This is a genomic window from Polaribacter haliotis (assembly GCF_014784055.1).
Lineage (GTDB): Bacteria > Bacteroidota > Bacteroidia > Flavobacteriales > Flavobacteriaceae > Polaribacter > Polaribacter haliotis.
Genome location: NZ_CP061813.1, coordinates 2,189,366 through 2,214,219, shown reverse-complemented (window position 1 = coordinate 2,214,219; position 24,854 = coordinate 2,189,366). Strand labels below are relative to the sequence as shown.

Sequence of the window (24,854 nt, the reverse complement as noted above, 5' to 3'; positions counted from 1 at the left end):
GTGAGGTCTTTATCTAATTTTATAATATTTTCATTCCTGCTGGATTCACTTTTGAGATAAAGATCTCGAATTCAATTCCAGTATTTTTATACGTTTCATTAATAGCACTATGCACTTTTTCTGCAATTTCATCCCCTTTACATAAAGCATAAATTGTTGGGCCAGAACCGCTAATTCCTGCACCTAATGCTCCAGCTTTTATGGCACTTTCTTTAACTTCATCAAAAAACGGAATTAAAGATTTTCTGGCAGGTTCTGCAACTAGATCTACCAAAGAATTACTGATTAACTCGTAATTATTTGTGTACAATCCACTAACCAAACCACCAACATTTGCCCATTGAGTAATTGCATCTTTTAATGGGATTTCTTTTGGCAAAACTTCTCTGGCATCTTTGGTTTTTACTTCAATTTGAGGATGAATAGCTACCACTCTCAATTTTTCTGGAACTGGCAATTTTATAATATCCAAAGGTTCGTAGCTTCTTACGAGTACAAAACCTCCATAAATTGCTGCTGCAACATTGTCGGCAATTGGAGTTCCACAAGCAACTTCTTCGCCAAACATCGCAAATTTAGTGAGTTCTAATTCAGAATATTTATTTTCTAAAAACTGATTTACACCAAAAGCAGCACCAGCAGCACTTGCAGCCGAACTTCCCAAACCACTTCCAGGAGAAAATCCTTTATGGATGGTTAATTCAATTCCGAAATTGGCTTTTGCATCTAATAATATCTTTTTTACAACTGCACTTGCTGCATTTTTATCAACATCGTAGGTTAAATCTGCACCAGTAATATTGGTGATTTTCACTCCTTTTTCAGCTGTTTTTGTAAACGTCATTTCATCACCAATTGCATCCACAGCAAAACCCATAGAATCGAATCCGCAGGAAACATTGGCAACAGTTGCAGGAGAAAATATTTTTAAATAATCCATTTGTTCAGTTTTCAGTTTTCAGTCGCAGTTTTCAGTCAGCAACAAACTGCCAACTGAAACTGTTAACTGAATACTTATTTAGTAGTTCTAATTATATCAGCAAAAATACCTGAAGCAGTAACATCTGCACCAGCTCCAGCACCTTTTATAATTAAAGGGTTTTCTGGATATCTATCTGTGAAAAATAAAACAATATTATCACTTCCTTCTAAATTATAAAAAGGATGGTCTGAAGGAATGTGTTGCAAACCAACATTTGCTTTTCCGTCTGCAAATTCTGCGACATATTTTAAACGACAATTTTTGTCATTTGCTTCTTTAAATATTTGTTGAAAATGTGCTTCGTTCTTTGTTAAAGAAGTATAGAAATCATCATTATTAGAAGTGTTTAAACTTTCTTCAGGAAGAAAAGCGTTTTTAGAAATATCGCTTAATTCTAAATCGTAACCACTTTCTCTGGCAAGAATTAAAATTTTTCTGGCAACATCAACTCCACTTAAATCAATTTTTGGATCTGGCTCTGTATAACCTTCTTTTTGTGCCTGTTCCACAACATCATGAAAAGTTGACTTTTCATTAAAATTATTAAACACAAAGTTTAAACTTCCAGATAATACTGCCTGAATTTTATGAACTCTATCACCAGAATTAATCAAGTTTTTTAAAGTATCTATAATTGGTAAACCTGCACCAACATTCGTTTCAAACAAAAATGGAGCATTGTATCTTCTTGAAACTTCTTTCAACGTTTTATAGTTGTCTAACAAAGAAGCACATGCAATTTTATTACAAGTTACAACACCAATACTTTGTCTTAAATAGTTCTCATAAACTTCGGAAACAGCTTGGTTTGCAGTATTATCTACAAAAACACTATTTCTTAAATTACATTCCTTTGTCTTGTTAAAGAACTTCTCTAAACTTGTTGGTTCTCCGTTTTCTAAAAGCTCTTTCCAGTTTTTTAAATCGATTCCTTTTTCATCAAAAACCATTTTTCTAGAGTTGGATAAACCAATCACACGAACTTTTAGTTTTAAATTATTTTTTAAGTGTTTTTTCTGTTGGTCTAATTGCGCTAAAAATCGCTCACCAACATTACCTACACCAGTAACGAAAAGGTTTATTTGTTTAATTTTTTCTTCAAAAAATTGTTCGTGTAATGTGTTTAAAGCTTTTTTTGCATCACTTTTATTAATTACTGCAGAAATGTTTTTCTCTGTAGAACCTTGTGCAATTGCTCTAATATTCACATTATTTTTTCCCAAAGAGCTAAACATTTGTCCGCTTAAACCTTGGTGATTTTTCATATTATCTCCCACCAAAGCAATAATGCATAAGTCTTGTTCTAATTTTACAGGATTTACTTTTTGCTTTTCGATTTCAAACTCAAAAGTTTCATCAATTACTGCTTTCGCTTTCTGTGCATCTTCATCAGCAATACCAATACAAATAGATAATTCTGACGAAGCTTGTGTGATTAAAATAATATTGATGTTATGAAAAGAAATCGCTTCAAATAAACGTTTAGAAAAACCAGGAATTCCAACCATTCCACTTCCTTCTAACGTAATTAAAGTAATGTTTTCTATATGGCTAATTCCTTTAACAGGCTTGTTATTGCTTGTTTCTTGTGCAATTAAAGTTCCTTCTTCTTCTGGCTTAAATGTGTTTTTAATCCAAATAGGAATTTCCTTTTTCAGAACTGGTTGAATGGTTGGCGGATAAATAACTTTCGCACCAAAATGAGACAATTCCATTGCTTCGTGATACGAAATATGAGGAATAGGAAACGCTTGTTTTACAACACTTGGGTTGGCAGTAAACATTCCAGAAACGTCCGTCCAAATTTGTAATTCTTCCGCATTTACAGCAGCAGCAATAATTGCAGCAGTATAATCAGATCCTCCACGTCCTAAAGTTGTCGTTTTTCCTTCAATTGTTCTTCCTACAAAACCAGGTAAAAGTGTAACCTGTTTCTGATTTCCATCAAAAAAAGCTTCAATATTTTTATTTGTTTCTGCAAAATTTACGCTTGCGTTTAGGTAATTATCAGAAGCAATAATTAGTTCTCTACTATCTTTGTAACCTGTTTCAAAATTACTATTTGCAGCTTTTGCAATAATATAAGAAGATAATAACTCACCAAAACTTGATATTGTTGCCAATGTTTTTGGCGTTAATTCTTGCAATAAGAAACAACCTTCGTAAATAGTTTCTAAATGATTGAAGAGTTCTTTTACATACTCAATAACTTCAGGTTGATTTTCTGAAGGAATTAAATCTGAAATTACCTTAAAATGATGCGCTTCTAACTTCTCTAAAACGGTTTTATAGTCTTCGTTTTTTGCAGCAGCTAAATTAGCACCTTCAATTAAAGCATTTGTAGTTTTTCCGAAAGCAGATACTATCACTGCAATTTTAGATGTTTCTGAAGTTTTTTCAATAATTGATAAAACCTTTTTTATGTTTTCTGAATTTGCGACAGAAGAACCGCCGAATTTTAATACTTTCATCTTTTTAAGAATAAATATTCTGTGAAATTAATTTTTTAATAGAACTGTTTCAAAATTATTTGAAACAATATAAATGACCTAAGTTGATATGAAATATAATGAACCCCTAAAGGGTAATTGTTGTAGTTGTGCCAATAATAATACCTGCTAAAGAAATAGCATTGCTTAAATTTGTATGTATTATTGGATTATTCACAAGGCAAAAATATTAGAAATATTCAATTAGAAGATACTAATTTATGTTTATTTTATGTTTTTGTTGAATTTATATCATATTGATAAAAACAGGTAACATAAATTTAAAATTTGATATTATTTAGAGAGTTGACGTGATTTTTCTTTAATAATTAGAGAAATTGGTTTGTTTTGGATTTTACTTTCTAACCAAGACAAAATATCTAAATATAAAAATGCTCTTTTTTCATAAGGATGATTTTCGAACTTCTTTAATTTGGTATGAATTTTCTTAAATTCATTTTTTATTTCATGTGGAAAAACATCGCTTAAATCTCTTATGGAAGTCAAGAACACTTTTTGTACCTCTTGTAAGTTTTCCATTTTAAGTAAGAATTTATACGTATCTATAAATTGTCTTTCTAAATCGTAATCCAAACCACATTCGTAATGAGCAATTAAATTTAAAACACGCGCAAAACATTGTAAATCTTCTGCAGAGCCAATTTTATTACGAATTATTTTCTGTAAATAAGCAATACAGAGTTCGTTTTTACCCATTCCAAAATACAAACAAGCAATTTTATAATAGAACATAACCACATAATGGTTGTCTAATCTATGGTTATAATTTTCAATTTTTTTATTGATAATTTCTACTAAATATTCACCTTGCTCAAAAGTGCCTTCTAAAAAGTGTAAATGAAGTTTATTGGCGTATAAATATTGAAAAATTAAAAGTTCGGTATTTGTGTTTAGAGGAATTTTTTTAGCTTCCACTTCTTCTTCAAAAATGGCTAATTCTTCTTTAAATTTAGATGCTTTTTTTACAAAAAAGGAAGCCTCCAATAGATAATTTATTCCTTTTAAATAAAAAACAGGATGCAAAATAATAAGCTTGCGATTTTCTTTAAATAAATCTACCCATTTATTTGCGTATTTGTAACTCTGTAAGAAATCTTGCACTAAAAAACTATGCCATAAATGTGCTTTATATAACCATAAGCGCTCTCTAAAACCTAATTTTTCATATTTGTATTTTGGCAAACGATCTTCAAAATAATTGTTAACAAATTGTAATTCTTCTTCATTTTTTACATATCCATTTTGTAATAAATGGCTATATAATTGAAGCGATAAATTAGATAATTTACTGGCAATTACGTTTTGCTGACTGAGCTCTTTCGCTTGTACAGAAAGTTGGTCTGCTCTGTTGCTTAAACTTCTTGTAATATATTGTGTTTCAATTACTTTTTCGAGTTCTACAATTTCGTAAGCAATATTTTTTTCTTCATATTCAATCGCTAAATTTTTTGCTTTATCAAGTAGTTTTAAACTCTGTTTGTACAAACCTTTTTGATACAAAACTGTGGCAAAATCTAGTTGTTCACGAATTTGAATTCTTATATTTTTATGTGCAGGATTTAGTCGTAGACTAATTAATATTTGCTTGTATAAATGTGCTTTTAAGTTAGATAATTGTTGTTTAGAGACAATTCCACTTCCAATAATTACCTTTTCATCGTAAATTTTTAATTTTTCTAAAAATTTAAAAAGAGAGAAAAATTTCGCATCTACATTTCCATCTAATCTACCAACATAGAGATTAAATTGCCTCTTTTCTGACTTAGTTAAAGATTTAATCAACACGAAAAGTGCATCATTTTGTTGATTGGCTAATGTAGTGCTTTTGTTCATAAATATCTTAAAATCAAATAATTACATATATTTAAAATCCCTTAGAAATCGTACTAAAATGTAAATTTATAATGTATTTGAAAATGCAAGATATATATTTGATTTATAATAAAGATAATCTTTTCAGAAATTATGCAAGACAATCAAGTTCAAATATTCGACACAACACTAAGAGATGGAGAGCAAGTTCCAGGCTGTAAGTTAGATACAAAACAGAAATTAGTGATTGCAGAGCGATTAGATTTGTTGGGTGTTAATGTAATTGAAGCTGGTTTTCCAGTATCTAGTCCAGGGGATTTTACATCTGTTTCTGAAATTGCAAAAATTGTAAAAAATGCTACAGTTTGTGGGCTAACCAGAGCTGTAGAAAACGATATTAAAGTTGCTGCAGAAGCATTAAAATTTGCAAAACATCCAAGAATTCATACAGGAATTGGAACGAGCGATTCTCATATAAAATTCAAATTTAATTCAACAAGAGAAAAAGTAATAGAACGTGCAGTAAAAGCGGTTTCTTATGCAAAATCTTTTGTGGAAGATATCGAATTTTATGCGGAAGATGCTGGTAGAACAGACAATGAGTTTTTAGCAAGAGTTTGCGAGGAAGTTATTAAAGCAGGTGCAACTGTGTTGAATATTCCAGATACAACAGGATATTGTTTGCCAGAAGAATATGGTGCAAAAATGAAATATTTGCGTGAAAACGTAAAAGGTATCGAAAATGTAATTCTTTCTTGTCATTGTCATAACGATTTAGGAATGGCAACTGCAAACTCAATTGCAGGCGTTATCAATGGTGCTCGTCAAATAGAATGTACCATAAACGGAATTGGAGAAAGAGCAGGAAATACAGCTTTAGAAGAAGTTGTAATGGTGTTAAAGCAACATCCATATTTAAACTTAGAGACATCTATCAATACAAAATTATTGTACGATACTTCTATTATGGTTCGCGAAAGTATGGGAATGCCAGTGCAACCAAATAAGGCAATTGTGGGTGCAAATGCATTTGCTCATAGTTCTGGTATTCATCAAGATGGAGTTATAAAAAATAGAGAAACATACGAAATTATGGATCCTGAAGATGTTGGTGTTACCGAAAGCGCAATTGTTTTAACAGCAAGAAGTGGTAGAGCAGCATTGGCTTACAGAGCTAAAAAAATTGGTTACGAATTAACCAAAATTCAATTAGATAGTGCATATACTTCTTTCTTAGAAACTGCAGATAAACAAAAAGAAGTAAAAGATGAAGATATTCATCAAATAATGAAAGAAGTGAATAAAATTTCTAAAATATCCATTGCTTAATCTTAAAGAAATTCGAAAATAAACTTTGTCTTCATAGGTAGTTGTAGTATTTTTTAATCAACCAACTTATTAGTAAATTAGCAGCTACCTTTGATTTTTAAGATCAATTCTTCAAAAAATAGTATATGAAATACACAATAGCAGTAATTCCAGGAGATGGTATTGGGCCAGAAGTAACCAATCAAGCAAAAAAAGCATTAGATGCAGTTGCAGAAGTGTACGATCATATTTTTTTATACAAAGAAGCTCAAATGGGTTCTTGTGCAATAGATGCAACAGGAAATCCATTACCAGAAAAAACAATTGAAATTTGTAAAAATGCAGATGCAATTTTATTTGGAGCAATTGGCGATCCAAAATACGATAACGATCCATCATTAAGAATTAGGCCAGAACAAGGTTTATTGCGATTAAGAAAAGAATTAGATCTTTTTAGCAACATAAATCCTGTAAAAGCGTACGATCAATTAATTAAAAATTCGCCTTTAAGAAGAGAAATAATTAAAGGAACAGATATTCTTATTTTTAGAGAATTAACAGCCGGAATTTACTTCGGAAAAAAAGAAACAAGCAAAGATGGCAAAAGCGCTTACGATGTTTGTTCTTACACTGTTGACGAGATTTCAAGAATTGCACATTTAGCATTTAAAGCATCTCAAAGTAGAAGAAATAAAGTGACTTTAATCGACAAATCGAACGTATTAGAAACTTCGAAATTGTGGAGAAAAACGGTTACAGAAATTGCAAAACAATACAAAAACGTAGAGTTAGAACACATGTATGCAGATAATGCAGCAATGAAGTTAATTTTAAACCCAAAAAAGTTCGATGTAATTCTTACAGAAAACTTTATTGGAGATATAATTTCAGACGAAGCAAGTGTAATTTCGGGCTCAATTGGTTTGTTGGCATCCTCTTCAATAGGAGAAGATAATGCTTTATTTGCGCCAGTTCATGGTACTTTTCCAGAAGCAACAGGCAAAGATATTGCAAACCCTTTAGCGTCAATTTTGTCTGCAGCTATGATGTTAGAGCATTTTGGTTTAGAGGAAGAAGCAGATGCAATTAAGAGAGCTGTAGAAAAATCTTTGGACTTAAACATATCTACCCAAGACATAAAAGGGAAAAATAAATACCCAGCAGCAACTTCTAAAGTTGGAGATTTTATTTCAGATTATATTCTAAATCAAGAAGATAGTAATATTAACTTTATGAATATTCACGCAGGGCAAAGCACTATTATTTAATTTTTTTTGGAGCCATTTCCAGCTTTCACTACTCGCTTTTTTTATTCAAAAAAGAATAAAAAAGAGCTCAAACAAACCGTTCAATCTGGGCTAAACTTGTTTGCTGGCAAATAGAAGAAAATTAAAAAAGTAATTATTTATTAGTTTTATTAAATAAATAATTTCAATATTTGTCATTCAAATGAGAAACCAATTATCAAATATTATTTCTATTATTATTGTCATCGTAATTATTACGACATGATAAGGAAGTAGTATTTATATATTTTATAAAGCAAACCTTCCTGTAAAATGGAAGGTTTTTTTATGGAAATATTTCAACATTTGAACATCATAATAAGAAGTAGTTAAGTAACAATAAATCAAATAGTTAAGTGTTTTTTTGAATACCTGAATTTAAAGGTTTATAATGAAGATTATTTAACAAAAATGTAAAAACATAGTAATTTAGACAACAAATTGAACAAAACAGTAAATGGAATTAAATAAACACAGCAAAAGATTAACACAAGACGAATCTCAACCAGCATCTCAAGCAATGTTATATGCAGTTGGTTTGTCGGATGAAGATATGAGCAAAGCGCAAGTTGGTATTGCAAGTACAGGTTACGATGGTAATCCATGTAACATGCACTTAAACAATTTGGCAGCAGAAGTAAAAGTGGAATCTAAAATTGCAGGTTTAGTCGGTTTAGGATTCAATACAATTGGTGTTTCAGACGGAATTTCAATGGGAACTTCTGGAATGAATTATTCATTAGCTTCCAGAGATATTATTGCAGATTCTATAGAAACAGTTATGAATGCACAAAGTTACGATGCATTGGTTTCTGTGGTTGGTTGCGATAAAAATATGCCAGGAGCAGTTATTGCAATGTTGCGATTAAATCGTCCGTCAATTATGATGTATGGAGGAACAATTGCATCTGGAAATTATAAAGGAAGAAAATTAAATATTGTTTCTGCTTTTGAAGCTTTAGGGCAAAAAGTTGCAGGAGAAATAGAAGAAGAAGAATACAGAGAAATTATAAAAAGAGCAATTCCAGGAGCTGGAGCTTGTGGAGGAATGTACACTGCAAACACAATGGCTTCTGCTATTGAATGTATGGGTTTTGCATTGCCTTACAATTCGTCTATTCCTGCTGAAAATCCGAATAAATTATCGGAAGCAGAAAGAACAGCTTTAGCAATAAAAAATTTATTAGAATTAGATTTAAAACCTTTAGATATCATTTCTAAAAAATCTTTAGAAAATGCAATTGCAATTGTAAATGCTTTAGGTGGTTCTACAAATGCAGTTTTACACTTTTTGGCAATTGCACACGCTGCAGATATCGAATTTACATTAGAAGATTTTCAAAGAGTTTCAGATAGAACGCCATTAATTGCAGATTTAAAACCATCTGGAAAATATTTAATGGAAGATGTTCATGGAGTTGGAGGAACACCAGCAATTATGAAATATTTATTAGACAATGGTTATTTACATGGAGATTGTATGACTGTTACAGGTAAAACTTTAGCAGAAAATTTAGCAAATGTAGAAGCAATGGAGTTTGAAGATCAAGATGTAATTTATCCAAAAGATAAAGCATTAAAATCATCAGGAAATATTCAAATTATATATGGAAACCTTGCAACAGAAGGAGCTGTAGCCAAAATTTCTGGAAATGAAGGTTTATTATTTGAAGGAAAAGCTGTGGTTTATGATGGTGAACAAGCAGCAAATACCGGGATTTCTAACGGAGAAGTAGAAAGAGGAGATGTAGTCGTCATTCGATATGTTGGACCTAAAGGAGGACCAGGAATGCCAGAAATGTTAAAACCAACTTCTTTAATTATGGGAGCAGGTTTAGGAAAATCTGTAGCTTTAATTACAGATGGTCGTTTTTCTGGAGGAACCCATGGTTTTGTGGTCGGACATATTACACCAGAAGCACAATCTGGAGGTACAATTGGTTTGTTAGAAACTGGCGATAAAATTAGAATTAGCGCAGAAGATAACTCTATAAACGTTTTACTTTCTGATGAAGAATTGGCAGAAAGAAAATCGAAATGGGTTGAGCCAGCACTAAAACACAACAAAGGAATTTTATATAAATACGCAAAATCAGTAGCATCAGCTTCAAAAGGTTGTGTAACTGATTTGTAATTAAGAAAACAGAAAAAAGAAGCAAGAGAAAAGAAAAAAGAGACAGATTGGAAAAATCTTTATTCTTTTATCTCTTTTCTTTCATCTAAAAATAAAAATATATGGAAACACAAACCATAAAAAACACAGATAAAGCTACTAAAACTACAGAATATATTTCTGGAAGTGAGGCAATTGTTAGATGTCTTATAGAAGAAGGAGTTAAGATTTTATACGGTTATCCAGGAGGCGCAATTATGCCTGTTTATGATGAATTGTATAAATATCAAGATAAAATTCACCATGTTTTAACACGTCATGAGCAAGGTGCAACACATTCTGCACAAGGTTATGCAAGAATTTCTGGTGAAGTTGGAGTTGCAATGGCAACTTCTGGACCTGGAGCAACAAACTTAATAACTGGTATTGCAGATGCACAGATAGATTCTACACCAATGGTTTGTATTACTGGGCAGGTTTTTTCTCATTTGTTAGGAAGTGATGCGTTTCAAGAAACAGATATAGTTGGTATTTCTACGCCAGTTACAAAATGGAATTGTCAAGTTACAAAAGCAGCAGACATTCCAGAAGCAATTGCAAAAGCATTTTACATTGCAAGAAGTGGAAGACCAGGGCCAGTTTTAATTGATATAACAAAAGATGCTCAAATAGAAAAATTCGATTTTTCTTATGAAAAGTGCACGAAAGTTAGAAGTTACGTTCCAATTCCTAAAACAGTAGAAGGTTCTTTAGAAGCTGCTGCAAAGTTAATTAATGAAGCAAAGAAACCATTAGTTGTTTGGGGGCAAGGAGTAATTTTAGGGAAGGCAGAAGAAGCATTTAAAGCAGTAATTGAAAAAGCAGGAATTCCTGCTGCATGGACAATTTTAGGAGCTTCAGCAATTCCTACAAAACATCCTTTAAATGTTGGTATGGTTGGAATGCATGGAAATTATGCACCAAATGTCCTAACAAATGAATGTGATGTTTTAATCGCAATCGGAATGCGTTTTGATGATAGAGTTACAGGAAAATTAGATGAATATGCTACACAAGCAAAAGTAATTCACTTTGAAATTGATCCTGCAGAAGTAAATAAAAACGTAAAGGCAGATGTTGCAGTTTTAGGCGATGCAAAAGCGACTTTAGAAGCTGTTTTGCCTTTAATTAATAGTAATTCTCATTCAGAATGGCATCAAAAATTTAAAGATTTATATGCTATTGAATACGACAAAGTAATAAAAGACGACTTACATCCAACCAAAGAAGGTTTAACAATGGGTGAAGTTTTAAAAGAAATAAATATTCAGAGTAAAGGAAACGCAGCAATTGTATCAGATGTTGGTCAACATCAAATGATAGCTTGTAGATATGCAGAATTCAATAAAACGAAAAGTAATATTACTTCTGGTGGATTAGGAACAATGGGCTTTGGTTTGCCAGCAGCAATTGGAGCAAAAATGGCTGCGCCAGAACGTGAAGTGGTTTCTATTTCAGGTGATGGAGGTTACCAAATGACAATTCAAGAATTAGGAACTATTTTTCAGCAAAAAGCTGCTGTAAAAGTGGTGGTTTTAAATAACGATTTTTTAGGAATGGTGCGTCAATGGCAACAACTATTTTTTGAGAAACGTTATGCATCTACAGAAATGATAAATCCTAATTTTGTGGCAATTGCAGAAGGTTATTATATCAAAGCAAGAAAAGTTACAAAAAGAGAAGATTTAGCAGAAGCTGTTAAAGAAATGATGGAAAGTAAAGAAGCATACTTTTTAGAGGTTTGTGTAGAAAAAGAAGGAAATGTATTTCCAATGATTCCTACAGGAGCAAGTGTTTCAGACGTAAGATTAGAGTAATAAAATTAGAGAAAAGAATAGAGAACAAAGATTAAAGAGAAGAGTGGCAACTTTGAAACTTTAAACTTTAAACCTTGAACTTAAAAGTATGAGTACAGAAAAACAATTATTTACCATATCAGTTTATACTGAAAATAATATTGGATTGTTGAATAGAATTTCAGCAATATTTCAAAGAAGACACATCAATATAGAGAGTTTAAATATTTCTCCATCTGAAATTGAAGGGGTTGCTAAATTTACTATTGTTGTAAATATGATTGAAGATAATGTTAAGAAAATCATTGGTCAGATAGAGAAACAAGTAGAGGTTATTAAGGCATATTATCACGATTTAGACGAAATTATTTATCAAATTTCTGGATTGTTTAAAATTAAATCTGAATTATTGTTTGAAGAACGTCAAATTCAGAATATAATTAAAGAAAGTAATGCTAGAATTGTTACTGTTAACAAAGAATTCTTTGTATTGGAAAAATCTGGTAAAAAAGAAGAAATCATTGAACTTTACAATGAATTAAGTCCTTTTGGAATTATGCAATACACACGTTCAGGATTAATAGCAATATCTAAAGACGAAATGAAAATTTCAACATTATTAGAAACATACAACAACTAAAAATAGATTAAAGAGTAAAGATTTTTCTTTATGCTTATCAAAAATTAAAACAAAAAAAATGTCAAATTATTTTAACACATTAACATTAAGAGAGAAATTAGAACAATTAGGAAAATGTCGTTTTATGGACGCTTCAGAATTTGAAGACGGAGTAAGCGCATTAAAAGGGAAGAAAATTGTTATTGTGGGCTGTGGAGCACAAGGATTAAACCAAGGATTAAATATGAGAGATTCTGGTTTAGATATTTCTTATGCTTTAAGACAAGCAGCAATCGATCAAAAAAGACAGTCATTTAAAAATGCAACTTCTAACGATTTTAAAGTTGGTAATTACGAAGATTTAATTCCGACTGCAGATTTAGTTTTAAATCTTACTCCAGACAAACAACACACAAATGCAGTAAATACAGTAATGCCTTTAATGAAAAAAGGAGCAACATTATCGTATTCTCACGGTTTTAATATTGTGGAAGAAGGAATGAAAATTCGTAAGGATTTAACCGTAATTATGGTGGCTCCAAAATGTCCTGGATCTGAAGTTCGTGAAGAATATAAAAGAGGATTTGGTGTACCAACTTTAATTGCTGTGCATCCAGAAAACGACCCAGAGAATAAAGGTTGGGAACAAGCAAAAGCTTATGCAGTAGGAACTGGAGGAGATAGAGCAGGAGTTTTAGCATCTTCTTTTGTTGCAGAAGTTAAATCCGATTTAATGGGAGAGCAAACTATTTTATGTGGTTTGTTACAAACAGGAGCTATTTTGTCTTTCGATAAAATGGTAGAAAAAGGAATCGAACCAGGTTATGCAGCAAAATTAATTCAATATGGTTGGGAAACTGTAACTGAAGCTTTAAAACATGGTGGAATCACAAATATGATGGACAGATTGTCTAATCCTGCAAAAGTAGAAGCGTTTAGAATTTCTGAAGAATTAAAAGACATTATGCGTCCATTATTCCAAAAACATATGGACGATATTATGACAGGTCATTTCTCTAAAACCATGATGGAAGATTGGGCAAATGATGATGTTAATTTATTAAAATGGAGAGCTGCAACAGGAGAAACTGCTTTCGAAAAGCAAGAAATTACTTCAGATGAAATTTCTGAACAAGAATATTTCGACCATGGAACTTTATTAGTTGCTTTTGTAAGAGCTGGTGTAGAGTTAGCTTTTGAAGCAATGACAGAATCTGGAATTATTGAAGCATCTGCATATTACGAATCTTTACACGAAACGCCATTAATTGCAAATACAATTGCAAGAATGAAATTGGCAGAAATGAACCGTGTAATTTCTGATACAGCAGAATATGGTTGTTATTTATTCGACCACGCTTGTAAACCTTTATTAACTGATTTTATGAAAACAGTTCATACTAATATTATTGGAAAGAAATTTACAGATTCTAATGAGGTTGATAATCAAGAATTGATTAGAATTAACAGCATTATTAGAAATCATCCAGTAGAAATCGTTGGTGCTAAATTAAGAACAGCGATGACAGCAATGAAAGTTATAAAATCTGCTTAATTAATAAAGATTTTAACACTTATAAAAACCTGTCAGAATTTAAATCTGACAGGTTTTCTTTTTACATTTGACTATGCAAACGAAACCAATTTATTTCCCAAGTTTAGAAAACATAAAAGCTGCTGCCAAGAAGTTAGAAGGTGTTGCTTACAAAACTCCTTTAAACGTAAATATTAATCTTTCTAAAGAATTAGAGGCGAATATTTTATTTAAAAGAGAAGACTTACAAGTAGTTCGTTCTTATAAAATTAGAGGTGCATATAATAAAATGTCTTCTTTAAATGCTGATGAAAAACAAAGAGGAATTGTTTGTGCAAGTGCAGGAAACCACGCACAAGGAGTTGCTTTGTCTTGTAAATTATTACAGATAAAAGGAACTATTTTTATGCCTTCGCCAACTCCGAATCAAAAAATAAACCAAGTAAAAATGTTTGGTGAAGATTTTATCGAAATTGTAATTGAAGGCGATACTTTCGATGATGCTTTTAACGCTGCAACTTTAGAATGTGATGCAAAAAAGAAAACCTTTATTCATCCTTTTAATGATGAAAAAGTAATAGAAGGACAAGCAACAGTTGGTTTAGAAATTTTAGAACAAACTGATAAAAAAATAGATTACGTTTTTGTACCAATTGGTGGTGGAGGTTTGTCTGCAGGATTATCATCTGTATTCAAAAATCTATCTCAAGATACAAAAATAATTGGGGTAGAACCAGAAGGCGCACCTTCTATGTTAACATCAATAAAGAATAAAGAAAACACTTTTTTAGCTGAAATAGATCCCTTTGTAGATGGAGCAGCAGTAAAAAAAGTGGGCGATTTAAACTTTGCTATTTGTCAGCAAAATTTGCATGATGTAATTACGGTTCCCGAAGGAAAAATATGTCAAACTATTTTAGATTTATACAACAAAGATGCAATAGTTGTAGAGCCTGCAGGTGCTTTAAGTATTGCTGCTTTAGATTTTTTTAAAGAGGATATAAAAGGAAAAAATGTAGTTTGTGTAGTTAGTGGAAGTAATAACGATATTACAAGAACAGCAGAAATTAAAGAACGCGCATTATTATATGCGAATTTAAAACATTATTTTATTGTAAAATTTCCACAAAGAGCAGGAGCTTTAAAAGAATTTGTGGCAGAAATTTTAGGTCCAAATGATGACATTACTCACTTTGAATATACCAAAAAAAGCAACAGAGCAAATGGTTCTGCAGTGGTTGGTTTAGAGTTGAAAACATCTGCTGATTTAGCACCTTTAATCGAAAGAATGAAGAATCGTAACTTTTTTGGAGAGTACTTAAATGACAAACCAGATTTGTTTCAATTTTTAGTGTAAGTATTAATTATGCGATTCAAATAAGATGAAAACCCGAAAACCTTTTCGTCTTTTAAAAGACAATAGAGGTATTTTACGGTTATTTTTAGTTAATTTTGATACGTAAATACGTCTAAATATTTACGACAAATCAATCAATTTTTAGACAAATTATTAAATTTCAAATTATGAAGAATACTTTTAAAGAAATTCCGAACGAATATAAAATTACTTCACTTGTAAATCAAAATACATACTTGGTTGGTGGTGAATTAAAAGAATGGAAAGGCGCAAATGCGGAAGTTTATTCAACAATTTCATCAACAAAAGAATACAAACCTACATTATTAGGAACAGTTCCAGATTTAACTGCAGATGAAGCAATAGAAGCTTTAAATGCTTCTTTAAAAGCTTACGATCAAGGGCAAGGTTTATGGCCAACTATGAAGGTAGAAGGTAGAATTGCAGCAATGGAAAAGTTTGTGGTTCAAATGAAAACCAAAAGAGAAGAAATTGTAAAATTATTAATGTGGGAAATTGGTAAATCTTTACCAGATTCTCAAAAAGAATTCGATAGAACTGTAGAATATATTTACGATACGATTGAAGATTACAAACAAATGGACAGAGATTCTGCGAAGTTTGAAAAAAACAGCGGAGTTCACGCACATATTAGAAGAGGTCCTTTAGGAGTTGTTCTATGTTTAGGACCTTATAACTATCCTTTAAATGAAACTTTTGCATTGTTAATTCCTGCTTTAATTATGGGGAATACAGCCATTTTTAAACCAGCAAAACACGGAGTTTTATTATTATCGCCTTTATTAGAAGCGTTTAGAGATAGTTTTCCTGCTGGAGTTGTAAATATTATTTACGGTAGAGGAAGAGTTTTAGCGACTCCAATCATGAAAACTGGTAAAGTTGATGTTTTGGCTTTAATAGGAAATAGTAAATCTGCAAATGCGATTCAGGCAAATCATCCACAGAAAAATAGATTAAGATTGGTTTTAGGTTTAGAAGCTAAAAATCCAGGAATTGTATTACCAGATGCCGATTTAGATTTGGCAATTAACGAATGTATTGCAGGTGCAACTTCTTTTAACGGACAACGTTGTACAGCATTAAAAATATTATATGTTCACGAACATATTGTAGATGAATTTAACAAGCGTTTTGCAGCAAAAGTAGATGCTTTAAAATTTGGTAATCCTTGGGAAGATGGTGTAAAATTAACGCCATTACCAGAACCAGGAAAACCAGCATATATTCAAGAATTAATTGACGATGCAACTGCAAAAGGAGCAAAAGTGATTAATAAAAAAGGAGGAGAAACGACTGAAAATTATATTTTTCCAGCAGTTTTATATCCTGTTTCTAAAGATTCAAGAGTTTTTGATGAAGAGCAATTTGGTCCAGTTACACCAATCGTTTCATTTAAAAATATTCAAGAACCTTTAGATGATATGGCTGCATCCAATTACGGACAACAAGTAAGTGTTTTTGGTAGTGAAGTAAAAACGTTAGCGCCATTAATAGATACTTTGGTAAACTTGGTTTGTAGAGTAAACTTAAACAGTGCTGCACAAAGAGGGCCAGATGTATATCCTTTTACAGGAAGAAAAGATTCTGCAGTTGCCACTTTAAGTGTGCACGATGCTTTGCGTTCTTTTTCAATTAGAACTTTTGTAGCGGCTAAAGACACAGCGTATAACAATGCCATTTTACAAGAATTATTAGATAAAAAAGTATCTAATTTTATTAGTACAGATTATATTTTATAATAAAATTAGAAGTTCTAAATTTTGAAAAACCTCCAGAATATGGAGGTTTTTTGCTTTTGATAAAATGCTAACTATAGCTTATTTTTTATTCATTCTCATAATCATGCACAAACTTTATGTGAGGACTGCTTGCCATTAAGTTAGGGTTTGTTCCTTCAATTCCTTCAGGAATTGGCTGGTTGCGTGTTTTGTAATAAGTTACCCAACTTGGCATTGGATTTCCTGTACTGTCGTTAAACGTCATTGGATGAGTAAGAAAAGGAATAGAATCTGTTGGTATATTTTGAGTAGAAAACATTTTATAAACTAATTCAGAGCAATAATAAGAATCGTCATCCCATAAAAAAATATCATCATAAGGTGTATTTAATCTTTCGATTCCATACACTATTGCTTTAGAAATATAAGGTTGGTAATATTTATCTAATCTTGCAACCGTAGTTTGAGATTTGTTAAATTTATTTTTATTTCTATTCAGAAATTTTTTTAAAGGAGTTTGGCAAATTCCTTCTTTTGGTATTGCCTCCAGTACAAACCATTTTTCATCTTTTTGCATTGCTATTCCAACATGAGAATAGTTTTTAGAAAGTGAAGTAGCTGTTACATTTTTAATTGCATTATCTATTTCGTCTGTTCCAGTATTTTGAAATAGTAAATCCCCTTGTTTTATCTTAAAATCATTTTGATTGCTATTACAACTGAACAAAACAAAGGAGAATATAAGGAGAATGCAAGTTTGTTTTAAAAATTTATAAATCATTATTTTGTTGTTAATATTTAGAAAAAATCAAAGTTACTGCAAAGTTTAACACTAATTGTCAACGAAATTATAAGAAAGCAAGTTTAGAAACAAATAAAAAAAATCTAAACTTTGTTGTCTAATTTCTCTAGTTGCCTATTATGAATTTTACTCAAAGTAACTAAAGCTAAAATGGCACCTAATAAAGCTAAAGCCATATCAGATTGTGTGTCCCAAATATAACCTTGTGTTCCTAAAAAGTCTTCTGCAGATTCTCCTGAAAAAGCTGCGACAAACCATTCAATTAATTCGTAGAAAGCGCTAAAACCTAAACAAAACATTACAATTAAAAAGTTTTCCCAAGCTTTAGAGTTAATCAATTTCTTTCTGATAAAAATTTCCCTGGCAATCATTGCAGGAATAAAACCTTGTGCTAAATGCCCAACTTTATCGTAACTATTTCTGGACATTTCCAACATTTCTTGGATGGTGTTAAAAAGAGGAACTTCTGCATAAGTATAATGTCCGCCAACCATTAAAATAATGCAATGAATCAAAATTAAAATATAAACCAAACGTGTTAATGGAAACGGTTTTTCTGTTCGCCATAAAACGATAAACCCAATTATTGCAGGTGAAACCTCTAAAAACCAAGTAAAATAATTATAAGGTTTTATTGCAGACCAAATTAAAACGGAAAAGAAGATTGTAATCCAAATTTTTCTCAACATTTGTAGTTGTTTTATTTCGAAGATAAATAAATCTTCTTACTAAATTATAAGAAAATGAATAAAGCATAAAGAAAAATATTCCTTTAAACTTTTACAGTAAACATTGGTTTTAAAGCCTTTTTAGAAAGATTTTTGGTTACACTTGCAGTAAATAAATGAGAAAGACCACTTCTACCATGAGTACTTAAAGCAATTAAATCAGCCTTTTTTTCCTTAGAAAAATTGATAATTCCTTTTTCTACAGAAGTATCATTATACACATTTATAGAATGTTTGGGTAAATTATAATCTTTTATAAAATTCTTTACTTTTTGTTTTGCATTTGAAGTACTTTCAAAATTAGAAGGCGTATTTACTTTCAATAAATGAATTTTACTATCAAAAGCATTCGCAAAATTTAAAAACTTACCAAACACTTCTTTATTGTCTTTTTTAAAGTTAGAAGCGAATACCAAATTCTTCATTTTAAATTTCTTAGAATCTTTTTTTACAACAATAACAGGTGTTTTAGAGCTTCTTACGATTTTTTCGGTATTAGAACCAATCATAATTTCTTCAAATTCGGAATGCCCTTTTGAGCCCATAATTATCAAATCTGCATCAATTTTATCAGCATATTTTTTAATACCATCAAAAGGTGTGTTTAGTTTTATAAAATATTCAACAGGAATGCCTTCAGAAAAAAAACTCTTTTTAAAATCCAAAACTTTTTCTCTGGTTTTTCTTAAATACAACATACTTTCTGGAATGCTAAATTTACTACCAGAACCCATATCTACAACTCCAGAAGGTAACTCTATCATGTGTATTAAATACACAGTAGCATTGGATTTTTTGGCAATTTTAGCGGCCATTTTCGCAGCATATTCAGATGGTTTAGAAAAATCGATAGGAACTAAAATTTTTTTCATAAGTCTGTATTTTAAGAAGTTAATTTGGAGGTATCTCAAGTTACAAAAAAATAATGAATTACTCTTGGTTTGGTAAATCATAAACAATTCGTATATTTGCACCGAAATTTATTGTAAATGGAGGATTGTAGGGGACTTAAAGTCCCCTCTTTTTATACTTTATTTTAAGGATTAAGATGGATCAAAAATTAGTAAAAGACTTAGTAGACGAAGCATTGGCACTTAACGAGTCTTTGTTTTTAATCGATTTATCAATCTCTGAAAACAATAAAGTTCAGGTTTTGGTAGATGGAGATAATGGCGTTCCTTTAAGCGAATGTATTCGAATTAGTAGAAATATTAATAATAATATAGATAGAGAAGAGGTAGATTATTCGTTAGAAGTTTCCACACCAGATATTTCTCATGCGTTAACAGCGAAGAGACAATATAAAAAGAATGTCAATAGAATATTAAAAGTAAAAACTGCAGAAAAAGAGTTAGAGGGAACTTTAACAGAAGCAGACGAAGATAAAATTGTCTTGCAATGGAAAGCAAGAGAACCAAAGCCAGTAGGTAAAGGAAAAGTTACTGTAGAAAAAACAGCAACAATTGAGTATAAAGATATTAAAGAAGCAAAAGTGAAGATTGTATTTTAAGCCAAAAATGTAATGGAAAATATAGCGTTAATTGATTCGTTTTCAGAATTTAAAGATAATAAAAGTATAGACAGAGTAACACTAATGTCTATTTTAGAAGAAGTATTTAGAGCTGCTTTAAAACGTAAATTTGGGTCTGATGATAATTTTGATATTATTATAAACCCAGATAAAGGAGATTTAGAAATTTGGAGAAATAGAGTTGTTGTTGCAGATGGTTTTTCTGAAGATGATAACGAAGAAATAGAACTTGCAGAAGCAAGATTAATCGAGCCAGATTTCGAAATTGGTGAAGATGTTTCTGAAGAAGTAAAATTAATAGATTTAGGAAGAAGAGCTATTTTGGCATTACGTCAAAACTTAATTTCTAAAATTTACGAGCACGATAGTACAAATATCTTTAAGCATTTTAAAGAATTAGAAGGAGAGTTATATACTGCAGAAGTACATCATATTCGTCACAATGCAATTATTTTGTTAGACGACGATGGAAATGAAATTGTTTTACCTAAAAGTGAGCAAATTCGTTCAGACTTTTTTAGAAAAGGAGATAATGTTAGAGGTGTAATAAAAACAGTAGAATTAAGAGGTAATAAACCTGCAATTATATTGTCTAGAACATCACCATTATTTTTAAATAAATTATTCGAGCAAGAAATTCCAGAAGTTTTCGATGGTTTAATTACAGTAGAAGGAGTTGCAAGAATACCAGGAGAAAAAGCAAAAGTTGCAGTAGATTCTTATGATGATAGAATAGATCCTGTTGGAGCTTGTGTTGGTGTTAAAGGTTCTAGAATTCATGGTATAGTTCGTGAATTAGGGAACGAGAATATAGATGTTATAAATTATACCAAAAACGAACAATTGTTTATCTCAAGAGCATTAAGTCCTGCAAAAGTGACTTCAATGGAAATTGAAATGTACGAAGAGGAAAAAAATGGTAAAAAAGGTCGTGTAAATGTACTTTTAAAACCAGAAGAAGTCTCGAAAGCAATTGGTAGAGGTGGTGTAAATATTCGTTTAGCAAGTGAGTTAACAGGTTACGAAATCGACGTTCAAAGAGAAGGTTTAGAAGAAGAAGACGTAGAGTTAACAGAATTTGGAGACGAAATTGAAGCTTGGGTTATTAAAGAATTCAAGAACATTGGTTTAGATACTGCAAGAAGTGTGTTGGAAACAACTGTTGCAGAATTAGTAAAAAGAACCGATTTAGAAGAAGAAACTATTTTAGATGTGCAGAGAATTTTGAAAGAAGAATTCGAATAATAGTTCAAATTTAAAGAGTAACGTAAAAAAGCATATTTTTACAAAATTAAAGGCTAAAAAATAATATATGTCTGAAGGCAAAACAACGAGACTTAATAAGGTTTTAAGAGAATTAAACATTTCTCTAGATAGAGCAGTGGAATATTTGGCGGATAAAGGTCACGAAATAGAATCGAGACCTACCACTAAAATTTCTGGTGATGTCTATCAAGTCTTATTAGATGGCTTCCAAACAGATGCTAGCAAAAAAGCAGCGTCTAAAGAAGTTGGTGAAGAAAAGCGAAAAGAGAAAGAAGCTATTCGTGCAGAGCTAGAGGCGAAACAAGAACTTAAGAAAGCCGAAGATGCTAAGAAAGAAGAAGTTTTCAAAGCAAAAGCAGAAAAGCTAGAGGTAAAAAAAGTTGGTAAAATTGATATTGATAATATCGGTAAAAAACCTGCTGAGAAAAAAGAAGTTATTGAAGAACAGCCTAAAGAAGAAGCTCCTAAAGTTACAGAACCTAAGAAAGAGGTTACTGTAGAAAAACCTAAAGAGGAAGTAATTAAGGCAGAAGTTCCAAAATTAAAAGGATTAAAGGTTGTTTCTAATATTGAAAAACCTGTTTCTAAAATAGAAAAAGAAGCTACAAAGAAGGAAGCTCCGAAAAAAGTAAAAGTAGAAACTGCTAAGGAAGAGGAAGTTTCTACAGAAGTAACTGCAGAAAATGCAGAAGCAATAAAAACACAGTATAAAAAATTAGATGGACCAAACTTTACAGGAAAGAAGATTGACTTAAAACAATTCGAAAAACCTAAAAAGAAAAAGCCAGAAGTTAAAAAAGCGGCAAGTTCAGATCCTAAAAAGAAACGTAAACGTATTAGCAAACCTGGTGGAGGTGGTGTAGGAAGACCATTACCAAATAGAGGTTCAGGTGGAGCCAGTAGAGGTGGTGGAGCTTATAAAGGAAGAGGAAACAGTGCAAGACCAGCTGTTAAAAAAGAAGAGCCTACAGAAGCAGAAATTCAAAAGCAAGTAAGAGAAACTCTTGAAAAACTTCAAGGAAAATCTTCTCGTGGAAAAGGTGCAAAATATCGTAGAAACAAAAGAGATGCCCACAGAGAGCACACAGAAGCAGAGTTAGAAGCACAAGCATTAGACAACAAAATATTAAAAGTAACAGAATTTGTTACAGTAAGTGAAGTTGCAACAATGATGGAAGTGCCAGTAACTAACATTATTTCAGCATGTATGTCTTTAGGAATGATGGTAACTATGAACCAGCGTTTAGATGCTGAAACTTTAGTTATTGTTGCTGAAGAATTTAACCATAAAGTAGAATTTGTTGGTGCAGAAGTAGAAGAATCTATAGAAGAAGTAGAAGACAAGCCAGAAGATTTAGTAACGCGTGCACCAATTATTACAGTAATGGGTCACGTAGATCATGGTAAAACTTCTTTACTAGATTATATTAGAAAAGCAAATGTAATCGAAGGTGAAAGTGGAGGAATTACACAACATATTGGAGCATATTCTGTAAATGTAGGAGATCAAAAAATTGCATTTTTAGATACACCAGGTCACGAAGCCTTTACAGCAATGAGAGCTCGTGGAGCGCAAGTAACAGATTTAGTAATTATTGTAGCTGCAGCAGATGACGATGTAATGCCACAAACTAAAGAAGCGATTTCTCATGCACAAGCAGCAGGAGTGCCAATTATATTTGCAATTAATAAGATCGATAAGCCAAATGCGAACCCAGATAATGTAAAAACACAATTATCTCAAATGAATTTGTTGATTGAAGAATGGGGTGGAAGTATTCAATCTCAAGATATTTCAGCAAAAACAGGAGAAGGTATTCCAGAATTGTTAGAAAAAGTTTTATTAGAAGCAGAAATTTTAGAATTAAAAGCAAACCCTAATAAAAATGCAGTTGGTGCAGTAGTAGAAGCATTGTTAGATAAAGGTAGAGGTTATGTAACCACTATTTTAGTTCAAGCTGGAACATTAAAAATCGGAGATTACTTATTAGCTGGTAAACACAGCGGTAAAGTAAAAGCAATGTTCGACGATAAAGGAAATAACTTAGAAGTTGCAGGGCCATCAACACCAATATCAATATTAGGTTTAGATGGAGCACCACAAGCAGGAGACAAGTTTGTTGTTTTTGATGATGAAAGAGAAGCAAAACAAATTGCTTCTAAACGTTCTCAATTACAACGTGAGCAGTCTGTAAGAACTCAGAAAACATTAACGTTAGATGAAATCGGACGTAGAATTGCTTTAGGAGACTTTAAAGAATTAAACATTATCTTAAAAGGAGATGTAGATGGTTCTGTAGAAGCTTTAACAGATTCTTTCCAGAAATTATCTACTGAAGAAATTCAAGTAAATATTTTACATAAAGGTGTTGGAGCCATAACAGAAAGTGATGTGTTATTGGCAACAGCATCAGATGCGATTATTGTAGGATTTAATGTGCGTCCACAAGGAAATGCAAGAGTAGTTGCAGATAGAGAAGAAGTAGATATTAGAACATATTCTATTATTTATGATGCAATTGGTGACTTGAAAGATGCTATGGAAGGAATGTTATCTCCAGAAATGAAAGAAGAAGTTACTGGTAATGTAGAAATTAGAGAAGTTTATAAAATTTCTAAAGTTGGTAACATTGCAGGTTGTATGGTAATATCTGGTAAAATCTTTAGAGATTCTCAAATTAGAATTATTAGAGACGGAATTGTTGTTCACGATGGAGTACTATCATCTTTAAAACGTTTTAAAGACGATGTAAAAGAAGTAGCAAAAGGATATGATTGTGGACTTCAAATAAAAAATTATAACGACATCGAAGAAGGTGATGTTATAGAAGCTTACAAAGAAGTAGCAGTAAAAAAGAAGTTGAAATAAAGTAACTTTTTTTTCAAATAAAGTAAAAGCCGAAATTCATTATGAATTTCGGCTTTTTTATGCTCTTTATTTCTAGTATTGTAAATTGAAATAAAACTATATATTTTTCAGGAAATTATACGTTAGAAAATTTATAAAACTATAAACTTATTTACCCATAGGAACAGCAATAATTCCAGAAAACTCTTTTTGAAAGATTAAAAGCGCTCTGTCTGCATCTAATTTCGTTTTATAATTACCAACTTGTACCTTCCATTCAGGAGCGTTGTAAACTAATCTAGAGTATACTCTAGGATATAATATTTTAAATTGTGCCTGCTTTCTTTTTGCAGCGGTTTCTCTTCCATTATAAATTTGAATTTTATAACCAAAACCTATAGCCTTGTCATAACCCCTCTTTTTTTCAACAAGGCGTTTAATTTCTTCACTACTATTTGTAGAGTTTTGAGCAGATAAAGTGGTTGTTCCAATAAACAAACTCACAAAAAATATTATTAAAAGCAATGTATTTTTCATAGATTAAAATCTTTCTACAAAAATAACGACTTCATTAGTAATAAATT

The 24,854-nt window shown here is 31.3% G+C and carries 18 protein-coding genes; 11 read left to right on the top strand and 7 right to left on the bottom strand.

From position 1 onward, the window contains the following. Positions 1-19 precede the first annotated feature (19 nt). From H9I45_RS09460 to H9I45_RS09450, 3 genes are all read right to left on the bottom strand, one after another. On the bottom strand, positions 20-940 hold the full coding sequence (locus tag H9I45_RS09460; protein ID WP_088354822.1) for a homoserine kinase: 921 nt from the start codon (positions 938-940) through the stop codon (positions 20-22). 74 nt (positions 941-1,014) lie between these two features. Then, positions 1,015-3,453, bottom strand: a complete 2,439-nt coding sequence (gene thrA, locus H9I45_RS09455) for a bifunctional aspartate kinase/homoserine dehydrogenase I (protein WP_088354823.1) — start codon at positions 3,451-3,453, stop codon at positions 1,015-1,017. Positions 3,454-3,765: 312 nt separating this feature from the next. Beyond that, the gene (locus H9I45_RS09450; RefSeq protein ID WP_088354824.1) at positions 3,766-5,325 is read right to left on the bottom strand and encodes a hypothetical protein; all 1,560 of its coding nucleotides are present in this window, start codon (positions 5,323-5,325) and stop codon (positions 3,766-3,768) included. Between the two features lie 132 nt (positions 5,326-5,457). On the opposite strand from H9I45_RS09450, the gene H9I45_RS09445 reads away from it, so the two are divergent. From H9I45_RS09445 to H9I45_RS09410, 8 genes are all read left to right on the top strand, one after another. Next, the gene (locus tag H9I45_RS09445; protein WP_088354825.1) at positions 5,458-6,633 is read left to right on the top strand and encodes a 2-isopropylmalate synthase; all 1,176 of its coding nucleotides are present in this window, start codon (positions 5,458-5,460) and stop codon (positions 6,631-6,633) included. 125 nt (positions 6,634-6,758) lie between these two features. Then, positions 6,759-7,880, top strand: a complete 1,122-nt coding sequence (gene leuB / locus H9I45_RS09440) for a 3-isopropylmalate dehydrogenase (protein ID WP_088354826.1) — start codon at positions 6,759-6,761, stop codon at positions 7,878-7,880. Positions 7,881-8,355: 475 nt separating this feature from the next. After that, positions 8,356-10,032, top strand: coding sequence for a dihydroxy-acid dehydratase (gene ilvD / locus H9I45_RS09435; protein ID WP_088354827.1), 1,677 nt, complete (start codon positions 8,356-8,358; stop codon positions 10,030-10,032). 101 nt (positions 10,033-10,133) lie between these two features. After that, positions 10,134-11,867 (top strand): biosynthetic-type acetolactate synthase large subunit, encoded by a 1,734-nt coding sequence (gene ilvB / locus H9I45_RS09430; protein ID WP_088354828.1) that lies wholly within the window; start codon positions 10,134-10,136, stop codon positions 11,865-11,867. An 88-nt stretch (positions 11,868-11,955) separates the two neighbouring features. Then, positions 11,956-12,486, top strand: a complete 531-nt coding sequence (gene ilvN / locus H9I45_RS09425) for an acetolactate synthase small subunit (protein WP_088354829.1) — start codon at positions 11,956-11,958, stop codon at positions 12,484-12,486. Between the two features lie 58 nt (positions 12,487-12,544). Continuing rightward, positions 12,545-14,020, top strand: a complete 1,476-nt coding sequence (gene ilvC, locus H9I45_RS09420) for a ketol-acid reductoisomerase (protein WP_088354830.1) — start codon at positions 12,545-12,547, stop codon at positions 14,018-14,020. A 73-nt stretch (positions 14,021-14,093) separates the two neighbouring features. Further along, positions 14,094-15,356 (top strand): threonine ammonia-lyase IlvA, encoded by a 1,263-nt coding sequence (gene ilvA, locus H9I45_RS09415; protein WP_088354831.1) that lies wholly within the window; start codon positions 14,094-14,096, stop codon positions 15,354-15,356. Positions 15,357-15,523: 167 nt separating this feature from the next. Continuing rightward, positions 15,524-17,116: an NADP-dependent glyceraldehyde-3-phosphate dehydrogenase gene (locus tag H9I45_RS09410; RefSeq protein WP_088354832.1), complete on the top strand. Its 1,593-nt coding sequence runs from the start codon at positions 15,524-15,526 to the stop codon at positions 17,114-17,116. 85 nt (positions 17,117-17,201) lie between these two features. On the opposite strand, the gene H9I45_RS09405 is transcribed toward H9I45_RS09410, so the two are convergent. From H9I45_RS09405 to H9I45_RS09395, 3 genes are all read right to left on the bottom strand, one after another. Further along, the gene (locus H9I45_RS09405) at positions 17,202-17,876 is read right to left on the bottom strand and encodes a YiiX/YebB-like N1pC/P60 family cysteine hydrolase (protein ID WP_228454826.1); all 675 of its coding nucleotides are present in this window, start codon (positions 17,874-17,876) and stop codon (positions 17,202-17,204) included. Positions 17,877-17,980: 104 nt separating this feature from the next. Further along, positions 17,981-18,586, bottom strand: coding sequence for a DUF2238 domain-containing protein (locus H9I45_RS09400; RefSeq protein WP_088354834.1), 606 nt, complete (start codon positions 18,584-18,586; stop codon positions 17,981-17,983). A gap of 83 nt (positions 18,587-18,669) precedes the next feature. Next, complete coding sequence (locus H9I45_RS09395) at positions 18,670-19,497, bottom strand: universal stress protein (RefSeq protein WP_088354835.1); 828 nt, start codon at positions 19,495-19,497, stop codon at positions 18,670-18,672. A gap of 176 nt (positions 19,498-19,673) precedes the next feature. Between H9I45_RS09395 and rimP the strand changes: the two genes are divergently transcribed. The 3 genes from rimP (at position 19,674) to infB (ending at position 24,291) form a co-directional block, all read left to right on the top strand. Continuing rightward, entirely contained in the window at positions 19,674-20,135 is a 462-nt protein-coding gene (rimP, locus tag H9I45_RS09390; RefSeq protein WP_088354836.1) for a ribosome assembly cofactor RimP, read from the top strand. Between the two features lie 12 nt (positions 20,136-20,147). Beyond that, entirely contained in the window at positions 20,148-21,401 is a 1,254-nt protein-coding gene (gene nusA, locus H9I45_RS09385) for a transcription termination factor NusA (RefSeq protein ID WP_088354837.1), read from the top strand. A 67-nt stretch (positions 21,402-21,468) separates the two neighbouring features. Beyond that, on the top strand, positions 21,469-24,291 hold the full coding sequence (gene infB / locus H9I45_RS09380; protein WP_088354838.1) for a translation initiation factor IF-2: 2,823 nt from the start codon (positions 21,469-21,471) through the stop codon (positions 24,289-24,291). A gap of 147 nt (positions 24,292-24,438) precedes the next feature. Here infB and H9I45_RS09375 read toward each other — a convergent pair whose 3' ends face one another. After that, the gene (locus H9I45_RS09375; RefSeq protein WP_088354839.1) at positions 24,439-24,807 is read right to left on the bottom strand and encodes an SPOR domain-containing protein; all 369 of its coding nucleotides are present in this window, start codon (positions 24,805-24,807) and stop codon (positions 24,439-24,441) included. Positions 24,808-24,854: the final 47 nt, after the last annotated feature.

What these genes read in the sequence shown, in the direction of transcription:
- leuB (WP_088354826.1), top strand. Translation starts at nt 6,759, where the DNA reads ATGAAATACACAATAGCAGTAATTCCAGGAGATGGTATTGGGCCAGAA.
- H9I45_RS09405 (WP_228454826.1), bottom strand. Translation starts at nt 17,876, where the DNA reads ATGATTTATAAATTTTTAAAACAAACTTGCATTCTCCTTATATTCTCC.
- rimP (WP_088354836.1), top strand. Translation starts at nt 19,674, where the DNA reads ATGGATCAAAAATTAGTAAAAGACTTAGTAGACGAAGCATTGGCACTT.
- ilvA (WP_088354831.1), top strand. Translation starts at nt 14,094, where the DNA reads ATGCAAACGAAACCAATTTATTTCCCAAGTTTAGAAAACATAAAAGCT.
- ilvD (WP_088354827.1), top strand. Translation starts at nt 8,356, where the DNA reads ATGGAATTAAATAAACACAGCAAAAGATTAACACAAGACGAATCTCAA.
- H9I45_RS09445 (WP_088354825.1), top strand. Translation starts at nt 5,458, where the DNA reads ATGCAAGACAATCAAGTTCAAATATTCGACACAACACTAAGAGATGGA.
- H9I45_RS09395 (WP_088354835.1), bottom strand. Translation starts at nt 19,497, where the DNA reads ATGAAAAAAATTTTAGTTCCTATCGATTTTTCTAAACCATCTGAATAT.
- H9I45_RS09450 (WP_088354824.1), bottom strand. Translation starts at nt 5,325, where the DNA reads ATGAACAAAAGCACTACATTAGCCAATCAACAAAATGATGCACTTTTC.
- H9I45_RS09400 (WP_088354834.1), bottom strand. Translation starts at nt 18,586, where the DNA reads ATGTTGAGAAAAATTTGGATTACAATCTTCTTTTCCGTTTTAATTTGG.
- ilvB (WP_088354828.1), top strand. Translation starts at nt 10,134, where the DNA reads ATGGAAACACAAACCATAAAAAACACAGATAAAGCTACTAAAACTACA.
- H9I45_RS09410 (WP_088354832.1), top strand. Translation starts at nt 15,524, where the DNA reads ATGAAGAATACTTTTAAAGAAATTCCGAACGAATATAAAATTACTTCA.
- thrA (WP_088354823.1), bottom strand. Translation starts at nt 3,453, where the DNA reads ATGAAAGTATTAAAATTCGGCGGTTCTTCTGTCGCAAATTCAGAAAAC.
- H9I45_RS09375 (WP_088354839.1), bottom strand. Translation starts at nt 24,807, where the DNA reads ATGAAAAATACATTGCTTTTAATAATATTTTTTGTGAGTTTGTTTATT.
- infB (WP_088354838.1), top strand. Translation starts at nt 21,469, where the DNA reads ATGTCTGAAGGCAAAACAACGAGACTTAATAAGGTTTTAAGAGAATTA.
- ilvN (WP_088354829.1), top strand. Translation starts at nt 11,956, where the DNA reads ATGAGTACAGAAAAACAATTATTTACCATATCAGTTTATACTGAAAAT.
- nusA (WP_088354837.1), top strand. Translation starts at nt 20,148, where the DNA reads ATGGAAAATATAGCGTTAATTGATTCGTTTTCAGAATTTAAAGATAAT.
- ilvC (WP_088354830.1), top strand. Translation starts at nt 12,545, where the DNA reads ATGTCAAATTATTTTAACACATTAACATTAAGAGAGAAATTAGAACAA.
- H9I45_RS09460 (WP_088354822.1), bottom strand. Translation starts at nt 940, where the DNA reads ATGGATTATTTAAAAATATTTTCTCCTGCAACTGTTGCCAATGTTTCC.